This window comes from Rhizobium sp. BK112, assembly GCF_014193215.1.
In the GTDB taxonomy this organism is placed as follows: Bacteria; Pseudomonadota; Alphaproteobacteria; order Rhizobiales; family Rhizobiaceae; genus Rhizobium; species Rhizobium anhuiense.
In genome coordinates this window covers 42904-62191 of record NZ_JACHYZ010000022.1, presented here as the reverse complement: position 1 = coordinate 62191, position 19288 = coordinate 42904, and the positions used below count along the sequence as shown (strand labels likewise).

General features: G+C 61.3%; 17 protein-coding genes. 10 read left to right on the top strand and 7 right to left on the bottom strand.

What is annotated here, in order from left to right; all coding sequences use genetic code 11:
• Nucleotides 1-96: 96 nt before the first annotated feature.
• Nucleotides 97-879: a helix-turn-helix transcriptional regulator gene (locus FHT75_RS33855; protein ID WP_028756235.1), complete on the top strand. Its 783-nt coding sequence runs from the start codon at nt 97-99 to the stop codon at nt 877-879.
• A gap of 15 nt (nt 880-894) precedes the next feature.
• Here FHT75_RS33855 and FHT75_RS33850 read toward each other — a convergent pair whose 3' ends face one another.
• Nucleotides 895-1215: a hypothetical protein gene (locus FHT75_RS33850; RefSeq protein ID WP_028756234.1), complete on the bottom strand. Its 321-nt coding sequence runs from the start codon at nt 1213-1215 to the stop codon at nt 895-897.
• A 388-nt stretch (nt 1216-1603) separates the two neighbouring features.
• Here FHT75_RS33850 and FHT75_RS33845 point away from each other — a divergent pair, with 388 nt between their 5' ends.
• From FHT75_RS33845 to FHT75_RS33825, 5 genes are read left to right on the top strand one after another with little or no spacing between them, the layout of a single operon-like run.
• Nucleotides 1604-2626, top strand: a complete 1023-nt coding sequence (locus FHT75_RS33845) for a UDP-glucuronic acid decarboxylase family protein (RefSeq protein WP_028756233.1) — start codon at nt 1604-1606, stop codon at nt 2624-2626.
• 1 nt (nt 2627) lies between these two features.
• A complete protein-coding gene (gene galE / locus FHT75_RS33840) occupies nt 2628-3611 on the top strand; it encodes a UDP-glucose 4-epimerase GalE (RefSeq protein WP_028756232.1) in 984 nt (327 codons plus the stop codon).
• Nucleotides 3608-5479 carry a glycosyltransferase family 2 protein gene (locus tag FHT75_RS33835; RefSeq protein ID WP_028756231.1) on the top strand — a complete coding sequence of 624 codons (1872 nt, stop codon included), beginning with the start codon at nt 3608-3610 and terminating at the stop codon, nt 5477-5479. The genes galE and FHT75_RS33835 overlap by 4 nt, the downstream gene beginning before the upstream one ends.
• Before the next feature lie 38 nt (nt 5480-5517).
• Nucleotides 5518-6039 carry a DUF995 domain-containing protein gene (locus tag FHT75_RS33830; protein WP_028756230.1) on the top strand — a complete coding sequence of 174 codons (522 nt, stop codon included), beginning with the start codon at nt 5518-5520 and terminating at the stop codon, nt 6037-6039.
• 3 nt (nt 6040-6042) lie between these two features.
• Nucleotides 6043-7011, top strand: coding sequence for a glycoside hydrolase family 26 protein (locus tag FHT75_RS33825; RefSeq protein WP_028756229.1), 969 nt, complete (start codon nt 6043-6045; stop codon nt 7009-7011).
• A 65-nt stretch (nt 7012-7076) separates the two neighbouring features.
• On the opposite strand, the gene FHT75_RS33820 is transcribed toward FHT75_RS33825, so the two are convergent.
• Entirely contained in the window at nt 7077-8363 is a 1287-nt protein-coding gene (locus FHT75_RS33820; RefSeq protein ID WP_028756228.1) for an ABC transporter substrate-binding protein, read from the bottom strand.
• Between the two features lie 145 nt (nt 8364-8508).
• Between FHT75_RS33820 and FHT75_RS33815 the strand changes: the two genes are divergently transcribed.
• Genes FHT75_RS33815 through FHT75_RS33805 form a run of 3 tightly spaced genes read left to right on the top strand, consistent with a single transcriptional unit; the run spans nt 8509 to nt 12409 of the window.
• A complete protein-coding gene (locus FHT75_RS33815; protein WP_029868038.1) occupies nt 8509-9540 on the top strand; it encodes a LacI family DNA-binding transcriptional regulator in 1032 nt (343 codons plus the stop codon).
• 5 nt (nt 9541-9545) lie between these two features.
• Nucleotides 9546-11402: a DUF2264 domain-containing protein gene (locus FHT75_RS33810; RefSeq protein ID WP_029733080.1), complete on the top strand. Its 1857-nt coding sequence runs from the start codon at nt 9546-9548 to the stop codon at nt 11400-11402.
• A complete protein-coding gene (locus FHT75_RS33805) occupies nt 11399-12409 on the top strand; it encodes a hydroxyacid dehydrogenase (protein ID WP_029733081.1) in 1011 nt (336 codons plus the stop codon). The genes FHT75_RS33810 and FHT75_RS33805 overlap by 4 nt, the downstream gene beginning before the upstream one ends.
• A gap of 35 nt (nt 12410-12444) precedes the next feature.
• On the opposite strand, the gene FHT75_RS33800 is transcribed toward FHT75_RS33805, so the two are convergent.
• The 5 genes from FHT75_RS33800 to FHT75_RS33780 form a co-directional block, all read right to left on the bottom strand.
• Complete coding sequence (locus FHT75_RS33800; protein WP_029733082.1) at nt 12445-13722, bottom strand: Gfo/Idh/MocA family protein; 1278 nt, start codon at nt 13720-13722, stop codon at nt 12445-12447.
• 42 nt (nt 13723-13764) lie between these two features.
• Nucleotides 13765-14595, bottom strand: coding sequence for a sugar phosphate isomerase/epimerase family protein (locus tag FHT75_RS33795; RefSeq protein ID WP_029733083.1), 831 nt, complete (start codon nt 14593-14595; stop codon nt 13765-13767).
• A 29-nt stretch (nt 14596-14624) separates the two neighbouring features.
• Nucleotides 14625-15788: a dihydrodipicolinate synthase family protein gene (locus tag FHT75_RS33790; RefSeq protein ID WP_028758433.1), complete on the bottom strand. Its 1164-nt coding sequence runs from the start codon at nt 15786-15788 to the stop codon at nt 14625-14627.
• Between the two features lie 3 nt (nt 15789-15791).
• Complete coding sequence (locus FHT75_RS33785; RefSeq protein ID WP_029733084.1) at nt 15792-16940, bottom strand: Gfo/Idh/MocA family protein; 1149 nt, start codon at nt 16938-16940, stop codon at nt 15792-15794.
• Nucleotides 16941-17071: 131 nt separating this feature from the next.
• Nucleotides 17072-17749: a TetR/AcrR family transcriptional regulator gene (locus FHT75_RS33780; protein WP_029733085.1), complete on the bottom strand. Its 678-nt coding sequence runs from the start codon at nt 17747-17749 to the stop codon at nt 17072-17074.
• Between the two features lie 251 nt (nt 17750-18000).
• Here FHT75_RS33780 and FHT75_RS33775 point away from each other — a divergent pair, with 251 nt between their 5' ends.
• Entirely contained in the window at nt 18001-19287 is a 1287-nt protein-coding gene (locus FHT75_RS33775) for an ABC transporter substrate-binding protein (protein ID WP_029733086.1), read from the top strand.
• Nucleotide 19288 lies beyond the last annotated feature (1 nt).

The following is a 19288-nucleotide window of genomic DNA, read 5'->3' as shown; positions in this document are numbered from 1 at the left end:
AAATAAAGCGGTGACATCAGGGGCCGGCATTTCATACTATTTAATACCCGCCATCGCTCCACGTTTGAGTAAAGTGTAACGCTAGGGGAGGCGTATATGTTCATGACAGGCTCAGGAATGGAGAATGCGGACCAGGGAAGGAAGTTGGGTTCGTCCGGAAATACTATACTAGTGGTGGCCAAGGCGGATCTGTTTTCAGAGTGCATGGTAGAGGCACTCGCAAAAAAATTTCCGAACTGTGAAGTGACAAGTATAGCGAGTACAAATCCGATGCTGGAAAAAGACACCAGCGATATAAAGCTCGTTTTATTTTACCATATACCCGCCCCGGAGCTTCATGAAGCGCTGCAGGCTGCCCGCGAAAACCACCCCGAAACCTCAATCGGGCTCGTCGTTGAAGCGATCGACATGCTCGAACCCTATGTCAGCCGACTGGTCGAGGCACGGATCATCGATGGTGTCCTGCCGCTCAATCTCCGGCTCGATGTCTTCATGGCCGCGGTGGATCTGCTGATGAAGGGCGGCGAACATTTTCCGTCAGCGCTTCTCAATCGTCTGACCAACAAGAATGCCCAGCTGGAACCTTCGCTCTATCAGACAAAATCGGTCGATGTGGCGCGCAGCAATGCGCTCAAGCTGAGACGCGACAGCATCTCCGCTTTGACAACCCGGGAGGTTCAGATCCTGGACCTCATTTGCAAGGGGACGCAGAACAAGATCATCGCCGACAAGCTGCATCTTTCCGAAAACACCGTGAAGGTTCACGTCCGCAACATCTACAAGAAGATGAACGTCCGAAACCGCACCGAAGCGGCATCGCGCTTCTTCAATGAGCATCCCGTCGGCGAAGACGACATGTCCGGCCGGTGGCGCAATTGATCTAATGGTTTTATTTCAGATCGAAGGACGCGCAAAGCAGCGCGACTTCTGTCCGAAGCCGCTCGGAGAGCAGATATAAGGCGCTGAGCCGTGATAGGCGACGGTGCGAACCGTTGCCGCAGCCCGGCGCTCGGTCCGGCTTGCCGGATAAGCATAGGCCTTCGAGACACGCGGTGCCTCGACCACGACGACATTCTTTTTCGCGACGACGGCGATATCGTCATCGACGGCCGTACAGGCCGTCGGCCCGGTCGCTAGAAGCGCCATTCCCCAGACAAACATTGTCGAGCGAAGACGCCAGCCTTTCAGCTGCGCTACATCTTGCTTTTTCAACATGGCCAAAACCCCTCGCATATCGCGCTCCCCGATGCAAGACCGGCCGTGCGGTCAAGCGCGGCCAAGCTGCACGCCGTCCGTTCTATATTAGTTTCATTGCGTGAAGCTTAAGCAATGGATGATGGGCGTTGCGGCGGAAAAGTGTCCGGAGTGATTAATCAATTGTTACTTTGAAGAATATTTGCGTAATTATTTTGGATATCTAGAATTTTTAAAGTTGACCTTGTCGGCAATAGACTTATCATTGAAATACTAATTCAGTTATCCAAAGAATAACTCAGAAAGTTATTCAAACTTGATAGTCATAATAATGAATATCAAGGCGGATAAGGGAGATATGAAGGGCATACCCAAATCAAAAGACTAAAAACATGGGAAGGAGTTTGTAATGCGTAGTTTCGTTCCCAACGACGGCTATTCTCAAGTGTCAGGCATGCCGGTGCCCCAAGGCGCGCGCACCGTCCTTGTGAATGGTGGGGCCGGCTTCCTCGGCTCTCATCTCTGCGAAAGGCTTCTGCAGCGCGGCCACAAGGTCATATGCCTTGATAATTTTTCGACCGGCCGCCGTGTGAATGTCGATCACCTTCTATCGAATAGCCGCTTCCACATCGTCGAGCACGATGTTCGCCAGCCCTTCGATATCGACGCGTCACTCATCTTCAATTTCGCCTCTCCCGCCTCTCCGCCGGATTATCAGCGGGATCCTGTGGGAACGCTGCTCACCAACGTGCTCGGTGCGGTCAACACCCTGGACTGTGCGCGAAAGACCGGTGCGATCGTCGTTCAGTCGTCGACGTCGGAGGTCTATGGCGACCCGACCCACAGCCCGCAGCACGAATCCTATTGCGGCAACGTCAACCCGATCGGGCCGCGCGGCTGCTACGACGAAGGCAAGCGCAGTGCCGAAACCCTGTTCTTCGACTATCACAGGACTTACGGCGTCGACATCAAGGTTGGCCGCATCTTCAACACCTACGGACCACGCATGCGCCTGGACGACGGGCGGGTTGTTTCCAATTTCATCGTGCAGGCCCTGCGCAATGCCGACCTGACGATCTATGGCGATGGCGAGCAGACCCGTTCTTTCTGCTATGTCGATGATCTTATCGAGGGTTTCCTGCGTTTTTCGGCTGCCGGCAGCGCCTGCAACGGTCCGATCAACCTCGGCAACCCGACCGAAATCACCGTTCGCCGCCTGGCGGAAATCATTCGGGACCTGACGAATTCCCGTTCGCGGATCGTCCACCTGCCTGCGGTCGCCGACGACCCTCGTCAGCGGCGGCCGGATATTTCCCGGGCCATGGCAGAGCTGGACTGGCAGCCCCGCATCGGGCTCGAAACCGGTCTGGCTCGCAGCGTCGACTATTTCGACGGACTGCTGGCGGGCACAGAGAAGGCGGAGATCGTATGAGATGCCCCGCTACATTCTGGTTACCGGCGGCGCCGGTTTCATAGGCAGTCATATCTGCAAAGCGCTGTCGCGCGCCGGCATGACGCCGGTTACCTACGACAATCTCTCTACGGGACATGCCGACAGTGTCCGCTGGGGGCCCCTCATTCGGGGCGAGCTTGCCGACGCCGCCATGCTGCGCCGGACTCTCGCAGAGTTTTCGCCCGATTGCGTTATCCATTGCGGCGCCAATGCCTATGTCGGCGAATCCGTCGACATGCCGAGGAAATATTACCGCAACAACGTCGTCGGCAGTCTGACGCTGCTCGAGGCCTGCCTCGACCAGGATATCGACCGGATCGTCTTTTCGAGCAGCTGCGCCACCTATGGCGTTCCCGACTCCTTGCCGATACGAGAGGAAAGCCCGCGGTTGCCGGTCAATCCCTATGGGCGCACCAAGCTGATATTCGAGATGGCCCTTGAGGATTTTGCCGCTGCCTATGGCATCCGCTTTGCCGCGCTGCGCTATTTCAATGCGGCCGGAGCCGATCCGGACGGTGAGCTTGCCGAGCGCCACGACCCCGAAACCCATCTCATTCCTCGCGCCCTTCTCGCCGCCGCCGGCAGGCTGGAGCGGCTCGATATTTTCGGCACCGATTATGCGACCGAGGACGGAACCTGTGTTCGCGACTATATTCATGTCAGCGATCTGGCGCAGGCGCATCTCGCCGCCGTCAACCACCTGATGGCGGATGGCGGCTCGCTCAGCGTCAATCTCGGCTCCGGCCGGGGCACCTCGGTGCGCGAGATTCTCGAAGCGATCCATCGCGCGAGCGGCCGCGAAGTTCCGGTCCGTTATCGCTCCCGCCGCGTCGGCGATCCGCCGATCCTCTTTGCCAACACGGCAAGGGCAAAGGCGGAACTCGGCTTCGTGCCGGTTTTCTCGGATATCGATACGATCATCCGCACCGCCGGTCCCACCTTCGGACTGGAGATGACCGCATGAGCGACGCTTCGCAAGTTGGCCACGGCGTCGGCATGGCGAAAGCCGCCACCGCGGCCGATGCATTCGATCCTGTTTTCACCGGCTGGAACCGCGTCGCCTATGGCTTCGGCATCCTCTGCTGGCTGGCGTCGCTCGGCTATTTCTGGATCTGGTGGTGCCAGTCCGCCCATATTATTTCCTGGGCGGCTTTCGTGCTCATCACCCTCGTGCTTGCCTGGATTACGCTGGTGCCGGCCTATTTCATCCTGATCTTCCTCGATGCGAGGACGATCAGCCCACGCGCACGGCTGCCGGAAGGGCGGGTGGCAATGGTCGTCACCAAGGCGCCGTCCGAGCCCTTTGCCGTCGTCCGCGCCACGCTGCAGGCGATGCTCGACCAGGTTGGCGTCGATTTCGATGTCTGGCTGGCCGACGAGGACCCTTCGGAGGAAACCAGGCGCTGGTGTGCGGCGCACGGCGTGCTGATCTCCACCCGAAAGGGCGTGGCGGAGTATCATCGCACCATCTGGCCGCGTCGCACACGTTGCAAGGAAGGCAACCTTGCCTATTTCTACGACCACTTCGGCTATGCGCGCTACGATTTCGTCGCCCAGTTCGATGCCGACCATGTACCGACGCCGACCTATCTCCGTGAAATCCTGCGCCCCTTCACCGATCCTGAGGTCGGTTATGTCTCGGCTCCCAGCATCTGCGATGCCAACGCCGGGGCAAGCTGGGCGGCGCGCGGCAGGCTCTATGCGGAGGCAAGCCTGCATGGTTCGCTGCAGACCGGTTACAACAATGGCTGGGCGCCTCTTTGCATCGGCTCCCACTATGCGGTTCGCACATCAGCCCTTCGTCAGATCGGCGGCCTCGGTCCCGAACTTGCCGAAGACCATTCGACGACGCTGATGATGAATGCCGGCGGTTGGCGCGGCGTGCATGCCGTCGATGCGATCGCCCATGGCGACGGCCCGGCAAACTTCGCCGATCTCGTCGTCCAGGAATTCCAGTGGTCGCGCAGCCTCGTCACCATTCTGCTGCAACATTCCCGCCACCATGTCATGCACCTGCCCTGGCGGCTGCGGTTCCAGTTCGTGTTCTCGCAGCTGTGGTATCCGCTCTTTTCCGCCTTCATGGCCGTAATGTTCCTGCTGCCGGTTGCAGCGCTTCTGACGGGCCATGTCTTCGTCAATGTGACCTATCCGGAATTCCTGCTGCATTTCGTGCCGATCTCGATCGTGCTGACGCTGTTTGCCTTCTTCTGGCGGGCCACGGCGACCTTCCGGCCCTACGATGCGAAACTGTTCGGCTGGGAAGGGCTTGCCTTCATATTCCTGCGCTGGCCATGGTCGCTGGCCGGCAGCCTGGCGGCCGTTCGCGATCATATCTGCGGCTCCTTCGTCGATTTTCGCATCACGCCGAAGGGAAGGCAGCAGCAGCAGTCGCTGCCGCTGCGCGTCATCGCACCCTATATCGCGTTCGCCGGGATGTGCGCTGTCGCGATGGTGCTCGCCAGTGAGGCCGCTGCCGCTCAGGGCTTCTATATTTTCGCGGCGATGAATCTTTCGATCTATCTGTCACTGACGGCGCTGATCGTCGTTCGCCACGCAATCGAGAACGGTCTGCCATTACGGCCGCAATCACGCCGGCTGTGGCTTGCGACGGCCATGGGGTTTGCGATCTGCATCACCGGCGGCATGCAAGCGGGTACCCATGGTCTGCACAGCCTCGAGGCCCTTTCCCACGGCCAGACGCTCGTCAGTTTTACCCAATCGCAATTTGCCGTGGCCGGGGCCGGCCTCGGCGGCGGCAAGACCAGGATAGTGAAATTCCACTTGAGATGGAATGGTTTCGGCAGAACCGACCGAGACGAACATGGTGTGTAAGCCGGCGGAACCGGCAAGTGTCGAGTATGGAGGATGTAATGAGTATCGGATCGAGACTATGGGGAGCAGCGCTTGCTCTCAGCCTGTGTCTGCCGGTGGCGGCGCACGGCGCCGAGATCGCCAAAACGAAGGCGCCGACGCCGCTGAGCGCCTATGAGCTCTATCGGATCTACGGCGACAAGACCTGGACCTGGAATACCGGAGGCGGCCGTTTCTTCGACGATGGTCGGCGGTTCGTCGCCTGGAGCAACGACAAGGGGAAACCGTCTTTCGCCGAAGGCAAATGGGTGGTCGACGATCTCGGCCAGCTCTGCATGCGCGCTACCTGGACGAATGCCGAGGGCGCGGCCCGCGCCAGCACCTGTTTCGGGCATCGCAAGGTCGGCAACACGATCTATCAGCGGCGCCAGCCGAGCGGCGAGTGGTACGTCTTCCGCCATGCATCGGTGCGCCAGGACGATGAGTTCGGGAAGCTTGTTGCCGCCGATACCGTAAGCGCGAAGGCAAGCGAACTGAAGCAGATCCTGCTGAGCCAGGAAGTAGCCCGAAAAGGAGGGTGAGCCATGAAGAAGCTAATGAAAAACCACCTCTCGACCGCCGCGATGGCGCTGCTGTTATTGTGTGTCGCGGATCTGCCGAGCCGAAGCGAGGTGCAATATGCCGGCATTGTCCCGAACCCGGCGGCGGCCGTGCGGACGATCATCGACAAACGCCCCGTCCTTCATGCCGACGGCATCAAGTTCGGGGCCTATGATCCGCACGGCGATTTCGGCGCGCAGGCGAATGTCGCGACCGAAGCCTTGTTCCTGCCCTGGGAGGACGTCGACCTCGAAACCTTGCGCGTCGCCGACGCCTATGCGCTGGCCAGAGGCCGCAACCTGCTGATAACAGTGGAGCCCTGGTCCTGGGACGTCGATTGGCGGCTGACCTCCGCTCAGCTTCGCGCAAAGGTTTTGCGCGGCGACTACGATGTCAACATGCGTGCGATCACGCAGATGATATCCCAGCTGAAAAGCCCGGTGATTGTCCGCTGGGGGCAGGAGATGGAAGACACGTCGGGGCGGTTCTCATGGTCCGGCTGGAGCCCGCAGGACTATATCACGGCCTACAAGCGGATGATGGATATCGTCCGCGAGGAGGCGCCCGGCACACAGATCATGTGGTCGCCGAAGGGACTGCCCGGCCTCGAGGCCTATTATCCCGGCGACGATTATGTCGACCTCGTCGGACTGTCGGTCTTCGGCCTGCAGCGCTATGACGAGCTTGCCCACAATGAGCACCGCACGTTCTCGGAAGCGTTGAAGCAGGGCTATGATCTCGTCGCCGGCTACGGCAAGCCCATCTGGGTGGCGGAACTCGGTTATCAAGGTGGCGACGCCTATATGAAGCCGTGGATCGAAACTGCCACGTTGAAGCAGAGCGCCTTCCCGAATCTGCAGGAGGTGGTCTATTTCAACGATCGGGATGTGCACGCCTGGCCCTTCGATCTCGGCCGGCCGGATTGGCGCGTGGTTGAAAGCCTGGGCAACTGAGATCCAGGATAACAGAAAGGCCCGCCGGGGTTTTGCGGGCCTCTCCTCTCATATCCAGCAACAGATCAGCCTTTGATCGTTGCCTTACCCTCTTCGATGAGCCGGGTTGCCGCGTCGGCGGGCGAGACCCGTTCGAAGGCGAGTTCGTCACAGATCGGGCGAAGCACCCGCTGGTCGAATTGGGTTGCGCCCATCGGCACCGGCGGCGGATATTCGCCGACCTGATCCTTGAGCAGGTTTACGTACTTGACCGTTTCCTGCTCCGTCGGGTTGAGTTGCGGCAGGATGGCTTCGCGCACTGTCGTTGACATGGGCACACCGCGTTCCACGCCGAGAATCTTGCCGGCTTCGGGATCGTTGACGAAGAAGCTGATGAACTTCGCGGCGGCTTCGCCCTGTTTGCTCGTTGCACCCACACTCCAGATCAGTGCCGGACGGTAATAATGGCCGGATGGACCGCCCTTCTTTTCGCGCGGCAGCATGGTGATGCCGAGCTTGTTCTTGATGATCAACTGATAGCCGATCATCTGGTTGGAATAAGCCATGCCGATCACCGATTTGCCGAGACCGAGGCAATTGGTATCGATGGTATTCTGATCGAGCGTCTGCACGTCGGCAGCAACAGTGCCGCCCGCCTTGCGCAGTGTCTCCCAGTAGTCGAACCATTCCCTGGCATCGTCGGCCGTGAAGCCGAGCCCAGCGCTTTCCCTGCCAAAGAGGCTTTTGCCGCGCTGGCGCAGCCAGGCATCGAACACATAGGCATAGCGCGCCGCATAGGGGCCGCCGCCCTTGCCCGAGGACTTGGCGAGTTCTACGGCGAGCTTGGCATACTCATCCCAGGTGAGGTCGGCCGTCGGCAGCGGGATGCCTGCCTTCTCGAATTCGACCGTGTCGAAGAACATCGAGAAGGAGTTGAGACCGAGGCCGACACCATAGAGCTTGCCGTCGATGGTGGTCAGCTTCAGCATGTCGGCGCCGAAGCTGTCGACCTTCAGCGTCGAAGGGACGAATTCATCGAGCGGCAGGCAGGCGCCGCGCTTGGAATAGTCGGAAATCGTTCCCGGCTCGAGCTGAAATATGTCGGCGATCGAGCGGCCGGCCATCTGCGTTGCGAGCTTCGTCCAATAACCGTCGCCCGAAAGCGATTCACCAACAATGGTGACGCCGGGCGTCTTGGATTGATAGAGCTTGGCGACATCGAGTGTGCGCTTGGCACGGTCGTTGGAACCCCACCACATAGCCCTGAGCTGCGCATCTTCGGCAAAGGCCGGAATGGCGCTTCCGGCGCCGAAGGCGAGGCCGGCGGCCGCACCGGCTGAACCCATCAGGAATGAACGGCGATTGACCTGCATGATATCCTCCTTGTCCCAATATGCCCCGCTGCCATCCTCCAATGGCCTGTCGGGGCATTTCGGCAAACAGGGTACGCAAAAAAATATTTATTGCAAGAAGTAATCATTTTCTTGCAAATTTGCATAACTTGCATAATGTTTGCCTATGAACGACCAAAAGATCAGACGGCCGCGTCAGGCCGATATAGCCACATTGGCCGGCGTCTCCGTCTCCACGGTGTCGCGCGTGCTTGCCAACGAACCTGGTATCAGCGAAACCGTTCGCCGCCAGATCCTGAAGGTGGCGGCCGAGCACGGCTACCCGGTCAAGCCGGCTTCCGAAGCCGTTGCCGGGGGGCTGGCGCTGATTGCCAGCGACGGCGTCACGGGCGGTCTCAGCGTTTTCTATGAAGCGATCGTCGACGGCTTGCGTGCCGGAGCCGTCGACGCAGGCATGCCGTTCGAGGTCCGGCTGGTCCGGGAGGATCGCACCACGCCGGATGCCGTGCGCGACCATATGCAGGCGGCAGGCGCCGAAGGTCTCTTCCTCGTCGGCATCGATCCGAACGAGATGTTGCGCGGCTGGCTGCAAGCCGGCATGACGCCGACCGTTCTTGTCAACGGCACCGATCCCAGGATGCAGTTCGATGGCGTTTCGCCGGCTAATTTCTTTGGAGCCTATGAGGCGACCAGCCGGTTGACCAAGGCCGGCCATCGCCGCATCCTGCATCTGAGCGGCTCCCACCGCCATACGATCCGGGAGCGCGTGCGCGGTTTCGAGGCGGCGATCGCCGCCGTCCCCGGTGCCGAGGGCCGTTTTGTGTCCATGACGCTGCAGGGCAGCGCCAGCCGCGAGGCCCATGAACACACGGCTGCGATCCTTGCCGAAAATGCCGGTTTCACCGCCGCCTTCTGCATGAATGATTTCATCGCCGTCGGCGTGCTCGAGGCGGTCACCGAAGCCGGTCTGCGTGTGCCGGAAGATTTCGCGATCGTCGGCTTCGATGATCTGCCCTGCGCGCTGATGACCAATCCGCAGCTTTCCACCATGCGCGTCGACCGCGCCGCTCTCGGGCGCGAGGCCGTTTCGCTGATGCTGTCCCGTTTCCGCGACAGGACGGCACCGGCGCGCCACATCTGCCAGGCAGTCGTTCCCGTTCCGGGAGGGACCGTTGTGAACGTCGAACCCCGTGAGTGACGCCGATGACCTATGATCCCGCCAGCGCCAACCCGCTCGCAGGCAATCCGCTCGAAACCCGTGCCGATATGAGCCGCGCCCTCCTTGATCTGTTCGATCCGCTGCTTCCCTGCTTTTCGAAGGACAATGCCCGCGTCAGGTTGAGCGGCACCGCCGCCCATTTCGACCGGGCGGCGGCCGACCTCGAAGGCTTCGCCCGGCCGCTCTGGGGATTGGCGCCGCTTGGTGCCGGCAACGGCGACTTTGCCCATTGGCATCGTTTCGCCGAAGGCCTCGCAAACGGCACCGATCCCGCCCATCCCGAATATTGGGGAACGGTCAATGGCCGCGATCAGCGGATGGTCGAGCTTGCCGCTCTCGGTTTTGCCCTGGCCCTGGTGCCGGAAAAGATCTGGGAACCGCTCGATGCGCGTGCCCGCGGCAATGTGATCGCCTATCTCAAGCATGTCAGGCAGTTCGACTATGCCGACAACAACTGGAAATTCTTCCGGATTTTCGTCGACATCGCGCTCGATCGTCTCGGCGCCGATTTCGACCGCAGCCTGACGCGGCAATATCTGCAGGAACTCGAAGGCTTCTATATCGGCGACGGCTGGTATCGCGACGGCAACGTGCGCCGCATCGACCATTACATTCCCTTTGCCATGCATTTCTATGGCCTGATCTATTCGAAGCTCGTCGACGACGATTATGCAAAGCGCTATCGCGAGCGCGCGATCCTTTTTGCCCGGGATTTCCGGCATTGGTTTGCCGCGGACGGGGCGACGATCCCCTTCGGCCGCAGTCTGACCTATCGCTTCGCCTGCGCCGGCTTCTGGTCGGCGCTTGCCTTTGCCGATGTTGAAGCTCTGCCCTGGGGTGAGGTCAAGCATCTCTGCCTGCAGCATCTGCGCTGGTGGAAGGACAAGCCGATTGCCGATCGCGACGGCGTGCTGTCGATCGGTTTCGGCTATCCAAACCTGCTGATGTCCGAAAGCTACAATTCCACCGGTTCGCCCTATTGGGCCTTCAAGGCCTTCCTGCCGCTGGCGATCGCGGAGGATCATCCATTCTGGACCGCGACGGAAAAAGCGCCGGAGCAGGCGCCTGAGGTCGTTCCCCAGCACCATCCCGGCATGGTGATCATGCGGGCGGGCGGCGATGTCGTGGCGCTATCCTCCGGCCAGGAAAATCTGCAGATGCGGTTCGGCACGGAAAAATACGCCAAGTTCGCCTATTCCGCCCGCTACGGCTTCAGCGTCGAGGCCGATGAGCGCGCCTTTGCGCTCGCCGCCTTTGATTCGATGCTGGCCTTCAGCGATGACGGCCTGCACTACCGGGTGCGCGAAACGAACGAGGAGGCCAGGCTCGCAGGCGACGTGCTTTTTGCGAAATGGTCGCCTTTCCCGGATGTCGGCGTCGAAACCTGGCTCGTGCCCGCAGTACCTTGGCATATCCGCCTCCACCGGGTGAGGACAAGCCGGCCGCTGCGGATTGCCGAAGGCGGATTTGCCATCGGTCGCCGGGATTTCGAGCTGGATAGGCTGTCCGCCTCGAATGGGGTTGCCTATGCAATCGGCGAGGCCGATTTCACCGGCATTCTCGATCTCGGCTCTTCGGTGAAACGGTCCGGGCTCGTCCAGAAGGCAATGCCCAACACCAATGTGATCGTTGCGAAAACCCTCGTGCCGCAGCTGCGCGGCCAGATTCCGGCCGGCGAAACCATCCTGGTGACGGCGGTGCTGGGGCTTGACAATCCCGCTGCCGTTTCGTCTGCCTGGACAAGACCGCCGAAAGCGCCTGACATTACGGCGCTGGAGGCCGTGGTGAGGGAAAGGGGCGTGACGGTGAGCGCCATCGAAGCGCCGGGGCAGATGCCATGAGCCATCCGGCGATTGTCCTTGCCATGCAGCCGTCGCGCACCGAGCATGTCTTGCCGGATGAGGTTCTGCGCCGGCTGGACGGCATCGGCCGCCTGCTGGACGCTAAACCGCTGCAGCGTTTCGACGACGAGCGTGCGAGGCGTCTGCTGGCCCAGGCCGAAATCCTGATCACCGGCTGGGGCGGACCCTATGCCGGGACCGAAATGCTTACCGCGGCGCCGCACCTCAAGCTCATCGTTCATGCTGCGGGCACGGTCAAGGGCGTCATCGACGACGCCATCTTCGCGGCCGGTATCCCGGTCAGCCATGCGGCCGAGGCCAACGCCGTGCCGGTTGCCGAATTCACGCTTGCCGCGATCATCTTCGCCGGCAAGCGGGTCTTCCGTTTCCGCGATCTCTATGTCGCCGATCGCAACCGCGACCGGACCCATTCGATGCAGCGTCAGGCGATCGGAAATTACCGCCGCACCGTCGGCATCGTCGGCGCTTCGCGCATCGGTCGGCGCGTCATCGAGCTGTTGAAACCCTTCGACTACAGGCTGCTGCTCTCCGATCCCACGCTCGATGCCGCCGAGGCGGCCTGCCTCGGAGCGGAAAAGGTCGAGCTCGACGAATTGATGCGGCAAGCCGATATCGTTTCCCTGCATGCGCCGTCGCTGCCCTCGACGCAGCATATGATCGATGCGCGAAGGCTGTCGCTGATGAAGGACGGGGCGACACTCATCAACACGGCGCGCGGCATTCTTATCGATGAGGCCGCACTGCTCTCAGTGCTGAAGAGCGGCCGCATCGACGCGGTCATCGACGTCACCGATCCGGAGATCCCTGAGCCCGATTCTGCTTTCTACGATCTGCCGAATGTCTTTCTGACGCCGCATATTGCCGGCGCCGTCGGCCTGGAACGGGCGCGCCTCGGCGAGATGGCGGCTGACGAGGTCGAGCGCTTCGTGGCCGGTCGGCCGCTGCTCTACCAAATCCGCCGGGAGAATCTCGAAAACATCGCCTGACGCGTGCCTCGCCGAGCGAGCTTACACAGCAGGCGTCAGCGTGACGACCTCAGCGAATTCGGCGAACCGTCATTGGCAAGCTCAGGCATCAGCTCGGCGATGTCGACCACCTTGCCGGTGCGCGAGCTCGTCAGCGCGGCAATACCGCAAAGCACGGACATGGCGCCCGCCCGCGTGCCGGCGCGCTGCGCGAGCCTGTCTTCCATATCCGGCTTGAAGATCATGTTGCGCATCCGGTCGTCGCCGCCGTAATGGCCGCCGGTGAAATGCGGAACGACGATGCGCTCCACCGCCTCCTTGCCGTTCGGGAAATTCCGGATCAGCAGAATCGTGTCCTGCTTCGGCTCTTCCCAGGGCTGGGCCTCGTATTGGCGAAGCTCGATCCGCCCCTTGGTGCCGTTGAAGGCGAGGTGATGGCCTTCGATCGGCTGGAAAGTGTTCAGCGAATAGGAGACGTGGACGTTGTTGCGGTAACGGAGCGACACCACCATCGTATCGGGAATGTCGATGTCCTCGCGGAAGACGCAGCCGTCGCGGAAGTAGCCGTCGATCTTCGAGGGATCCTCGTAGAGCTGGTCGAGGAAGGGATCGGCTTCAAGATCGAGATAGTAGTCGCATTCCTGCGTGTGCGGACAGAGCTTGCAGCGGGGCCCGCGGAACGGGCCCTTGCGGCCGTAATTCTGCAGGTCGGCAAACGAGGTGACGGACTCCGGATCGCTGTCGAGATACCAGTTCAGCAGATCGAAATGATGCGTTGCCTTGTGGACGAATAGGCTGCCGGAATTTTCCGTATAGGCGTGCCAGCGACGGAAGTAGTCGGCGCCGTGCTTGGTGTTGAGATACCAGTGGAAGTCGACTGAGGTCACCCGGCCGATCTCGCCGGCGTTCAGCAGTTCCTTGATCTTGCCGGCCGTCGGCGCATAGCGATAATTGAAGGAGACGTCGACCCGGCGGCCGGTGCGCTTTTCTGCGTCGAGAATCCGGCGAATTTTCTCGATCGAGGTGGTCATCGGCTTTTCGGTGATGACATCGATGCCGGACTCCAGCGCCCGCACAATGATATCGTCATGCGTATGGTCGGGCGTGCAGACGATGACCAGATCCGGCTTCTGCTCGACGAGCATGGAATCGATATTGTCATAGAGCGGCGCGTTGCTGCCGATCATGTTGCGGGCGCGCTCGCCGCGCAGCGAATTCTTCTCGACGATGGCTGTGAGGTCGACATGTTCGCGCCAGCCGGCCAGCAGATCCTTGCCCCACATGGTGGTGCCGCGGTTCCCGGTGCCGATCAGGGCAAAACGGCGTTTCTCCATCGAATGATCCTCCTGCATGCGTGATGAAACAATTATTGAAAATCAGATCTGGCAGCAGCTCCGGAAGCGTTCGACGCAGGTGGCGATCACCTCGTCGGCCGGGCGTTTCCACCAGGTCTCGGCCGAGAAGATCTCCACCTCCTGCGCGCCGAAGAAGCCGGCGGCCTCGATCATTCGTCTTATGCCTTTGAGGTCGATCACGCCATCGCCCATCATGCCGCGGTCGAGCAGCATATCCCGGGTCGGCACCAGCCAGTCGCAGATGTGATGGGCAAAGATGCGTTTCATGCGGCCCGCTCGAGCAATCTGGTTGGCAAGATCGGGGTCCCACCAGACATGGTAGACATCGATCGCCACCCCGACATCCTCGCCAAGCGGCTCGCACATGTCGAGCGCCTGACCGAGCGTGTTCACGCAGGCGCGGTCGGCGGCATACATCGGATGCAGCGGTTCGATCGCGAGCTTCATGCCGGCCGCCTGCGCATGCGGCAGCACGGCGGCAATGCCGTCGAACACCATCTGACGGGCCGCAACGATATCCTTCGAACTGCCCGGCAGGCCGCCGACGACGAGCACGAGGCAGTCGGCTGAAAATGCGGCCGCCTCGTCGATGGCGCGCCTGTTGTCGTCGAGATTTTTCTGCCAGTCGGCATTATTTGCCGCCGGGAAGAAACCGCCGCGGCAAAGCCCGGTCAGCTTGATGCCGTTCGATTTGACGATGCGCACCGCCTCGTCAAGACCGACCTTGGCGACCTGATCGCGCCAGGGCGCGATCGAGGTGATGCCGTGTTTCAGGCAGATGTCGACGGCTTCGGCAAAGCCACATTGCTCGCGGATCGTCGCCAGATTGATCGAAAGTCCTTCGACCTGCATGTCATTCTCCTCCCAGCCGGTGTCCCGCTTCAGTTGACGCCGTGGACGGCGAGCACCTGGCGCATGCGGCTTGCGGCGAGTTCGGGGTCGGCCAGCACCCGCGCTTTGTCGGCCAGACGGAAAAGCTCCGCCAGGTGCGCCAGCGAGCGAGTGCTCTGCTGTCCGCCGACCATGACGAAATGATCCTGCAGACCGTTGAGATAGGCGAGGAAGACGACGCCGGTCTTGTAGAAGCGCGTCGGCGCCTTGAAGATGTGGCGCGACAGCGGTACGGTCGGCTCCAGCAGATCGAAGAATTCATGGTTGCTCTTGCGACCGAGCGCTTCGAGGGCCGCCGAAGCTGCCGGCGCGATCGCATCGAAAATACCGAGCAGCGCGTCGGAATGACCCGCTTCGTCGCCGGCGATCAGTTCGGCATAGTTGAAATCGTCGCCGGTATACATGCGCACGCCCTTCGGCAGTTGGCGGCGCATCGCCACTTCCTTCTCCTTGGAGAGCAGCGAGATCTTGATGCCGTCGACCTTGTCGGCATGGGCCCTAATCACCTCGAGGCAGGTCTCCATGGCTTTCAGATGGTCGCCATTGCCCCAATACCCCTCGAGCGCCGGATCGAACATTTCGCCGAGCCAATGGATGATGACAGGGTCTTTCACCTGGCGGAGGATGCGGTCGTAGACGCTGACATAGTCGTCCGGCCCCTTGGCGGCGGCGGCAAGTGCCCGGCTCGCCATCAGGATGATGCGGCCGCCGGCCGCCTCCACCGTTTCGATCTGCTCCTCATAGGCCCTGAGAATAGTGTCGACGGTGACGTCGGGGCCAGGCGTCAGATGATCGGTGCCGGCCCCGCAGGCAATCATCGCATCCTTGCGCCCGGCCGCTTCATCAAGCGCCCGGCGGATCAGCTCGCGCGCTTCCGGCCAGCCGAGGCCCATGCCGCGCTGCGCCGTATCCATCGCCTCGGCAACGCCGAGGCCGAGATCCCAGAGCCGGTGGCGGAAGGCAAGCGTCCGCTCCCAGTCGATCGCCGGCGTCAGCCACGGATCGTTGTCGGCAAGCGGATCCGCAACGACATGAGCGGCGGCAAAGGCGATGCGTGGAAAGGACTTGGCGTCGCGCTTGGCGACCGCGATCGGCGTGCCGGTCAGCGTATAGGGGACGATCTTGCCGTCGAGGGGGAGATTGATCGTCGTCACGGTTCAGAGCTCCAGTGCGGGAACGTCGAGCCAGCGGCGTTCGGCCCAGGATTTCAGGCCGAGCTCGGCGAGCTGCACGCCCTTGGCGCCGGCTTCCAGGCCATAGGGCCACGGCGCATCTTCGACGACATGGCGGATGAACATTTCCCACTGCGCCTTGAAGCCGTTGTCGAAGGCCTGGGTGTCCGGAACCTCGTCCCAGGTCTTGTAGAAGTCGATCGTCTGCGGTTGATCCGGGTTCCAGACCGGCTTCGGCGTGTTGACGCGGTGTTGGCTCCAGCATTTCGTCAGGCCGGCGACGGCCGAACCATGGGTGCCGTCGACCTGGAAGGTGACGAGATCGTCACGACGGACGCGCACCGCCCAGGAGGAATTGATCTGCGCGATCGCGCCGCCCTCGAGCTCGAAGGTCGCATAGGCCGCATCATCCGTATCGCAATCATAGGGCTTGCCCTGTTCGTCGATGCGGCGCGGAATATGCGTCGCGCCAAGACAGGAGACGGCCTTCACTTCGCCGAACAGATTGTCGAGCACGTAACGCCAGTGGCAGAGCATGTCGAGAATGATGCCGCCGCCGTCGCCCTTGCGGTAGTTCCAGGACGGACGCTGGGCGGGCACGCCCCAATCGCCTTCGAAGACCCAGTAGCCGAATTCGCCGCGCACCGAGAGGATCTTGCCGAAGAAGCCGGAATCCCTGAGCAGCGCCAGCTTGCGCAGGCCGGGCAGGAAAAGCTTGTCCTGCACGACGCCGTGCTTGAGGCCCGAGCGGCGCGCCTTGCGGGCAAGGTCGACCGCCACTTGCAGGTCGTCGGAGATCGGCTTTTCGCAATACACGTGCTTGCCGGCATCGAGCGCCTTGGACAGCAGCTCGGCGCGCATCAACGTCGTGCCGGCGTCGAAGAAGATCGTGTCGTCGGGATTGGCGAGCGCGGCGTCGAGATCGGTCGACCAGCGCTTGATGCCGTGCTTCTTCGCCAGCTCTTCCATCTTGGCGCCGTTGCGGCCGACGATGATCGGGTCGATCTCGAGTTTCTCGCCCGATTTCAATGTGATGCCGCCCTGGTCGCGGAAGGCGAGAATCGAGCGCACCAGGTGCTGATTGTAACCCATGCGGCCGGTGACGCCGTGCAAGATGATCCCCAAGCGTGCCATTTTATCCTCCCAGCAATCTTTTGCGGCGGGAGCGGGCATCGTCGCCCGGCCCTCCCGAGCCGGTAACTAAACAGTTACTTGATGGCAGAAGAGCGGCGCGGCTGTCAAGCGTCAAATCCGATTTTTGAAATTCAGCGCTTGATCGAGGCGAGCGTGACGTGGACGATATGCCTTTCCCAGGCATTGAGATGAGTCGGCTCGATCAGGTCGCGGCCGAAGATCGTCGAAAGCGTGTACTGGTTCGACAGGTAGAAATAACCGAGTGAGGCGATTGTCAGGTAGACATGCAGGGGATCGGCGGTTTCGATGAAGACACCCTGTTTCTTTCCCTGCTCGAGCACTTGAGAAAGCTCGCCGATCAGATGCGAATGCAGTTCCTTGAGCCGGACGGACTGGCGCAGCCAGCGGGCGCGATGCAGATTTTCTGTGCCGAGCAGGCTGAGGAATTCCGGGTGCTGGAGAAAATAACGCCAGGTGAACAACGCCAGTTCGCCGATGCCCTCCTCCGGGCTGCGGTCGCCGATATGAAGCGCGCGCTCGGCGGTACGGATGCCGACATAAGCTTCTTCGAGCACGCGGAGATAGAGCTGCTCCTTGTCGCCGAAATAATGATAGAGCATGCGCTTGTTGGTGCCGGCGCGTTCGGCGATGGCGTCGACGCGGGCTCCGCCCATGCCGTTTTCGGCGAATTCCCGGGTTGCCGCCTCAAGGATCGCGGCGCGCGTCCGTTCCGGATCGCGTTGCGTCGTCCGTTCCTGAGCCGGGCGTCGAGGCCTTTTCTTCTCCCCATTCTCCCCGCTGTCGTTCATCGCTCCACCTCCGTCTCGCATGTTGCGCTCATAAGCCTTCGGTGCGAAATTGTAAAAACCGAATTTGAAGGGCTCAAACAGCCGGAGCACGATGTCGCCCGAAACCGCTCGCACTTTTCGGCACCACGCTCTAGCCGACACCGCTTGACACACTTGCCGCTTTGCTCGTAGCTTGTAACCAATTAGTTATTTATGCAAGGGTAACTAGTTTCGGAAGCGTGTGGAGGCGCTTCCCTTTGGAGGAGGAAAAAATGACCCTACGTGTAAGCAGACGTAATTTCGTTGCGGGAGGGGCCACGCTCCTTTCGCTCTCGGCGCTTGGAACCAGCGCTTTGGCACAGGAAAAGCGCTTGCGTCTCCTGTGGTGGGGCTCGCAGCCGCGCGCAGATCGTACCAACAAGGTATCGCAGCTCTATCAGTCTAAGAATTCGGGCACGTCGATCACCGGCGAATTCCTCGGCTGGGGCGATTACTGGCCGCGCCTTGCGACCCAGGTCGCCGGTCGCAACGCGCCCGACGTGATCCAGATGGATTACCGCTATATCGTTCAGTATGCCCGGCGCGGCGCGCTTGCCCCGCTCGAATCCTATATGCCGGCCAAGCTCAACCTCGACGATTTCGACAAGGCGCAGATCGAAGGCGGCAGCGTCGACGGCCATCTCTATGGCGTCAGCCTCGGCGCGAATTCGGCCGCCACGGTCCTGAACACCACCGCCTTCAAGGAAGCCGGCGTCGATCTGCCGACGCAGGCGACCACTTGGGAAGAGTTCGCCCGCATGGGTGCGGAGATCACCAAGGCCGGTAAACGCAAGGGCATGTTTGGCATGGCCGACGGCAGCGGCGGTGAACCGCTGTTCGAAAACTGGCTGCGCCAGCGCGGCAAGGCGCTTTATACCGCCGACGGCAAGATCGCCTTCGGCGTGGACGACGCCTCGGAATGGTACGACATGTGGGCCAAGTTCCGTGAGGCCGGCGCCTGCGTTCCCGCCGATGTCCAGGCTCTCGACAAGAACGATATCGACACCAACACGGTCTCGCTCGGCAAGTCGGCTGCCGGTTTTGCCCATTCCAACCAGTTCGTCGCCTATCAGGCAATGAACAAGGACAAGCTGGCGCTGACCAACTATATGCGGATCAAGGCGGATTCGAAGGGTGGCCATTATCGCAAGCCTTCGATGTTCTTCTCGGTCTCGGCCCAGTCGCAAGCGGTCGACCTGGCCGTGGACTACGTCAATTTCTTCGTCAAGAACCCCGAGGCAGCGGTCCTCCTGGATGTCGAACGCGGCATTCCGGAATCGAGCGCCATGCGCGAGGTCGTCGCGGCGAAGCTCGATGAGAACGGCAAGGTTCCGCTGGAATATGTCAGCGGCCTTGGCGATCTCGCCGGCAAATTGCCGCCGCCGCCGCCCGCCGGCGCCGGTGAAGGCGAACTGATGCTGCGTAACATCGCGGAGCAGGTGGCCTTCGGACAGCTATCTCCTGCCGATGGCGGCAAACAGCTTGTCACCGAAATCACGCAGATTCTCGCACGAGGCTGAT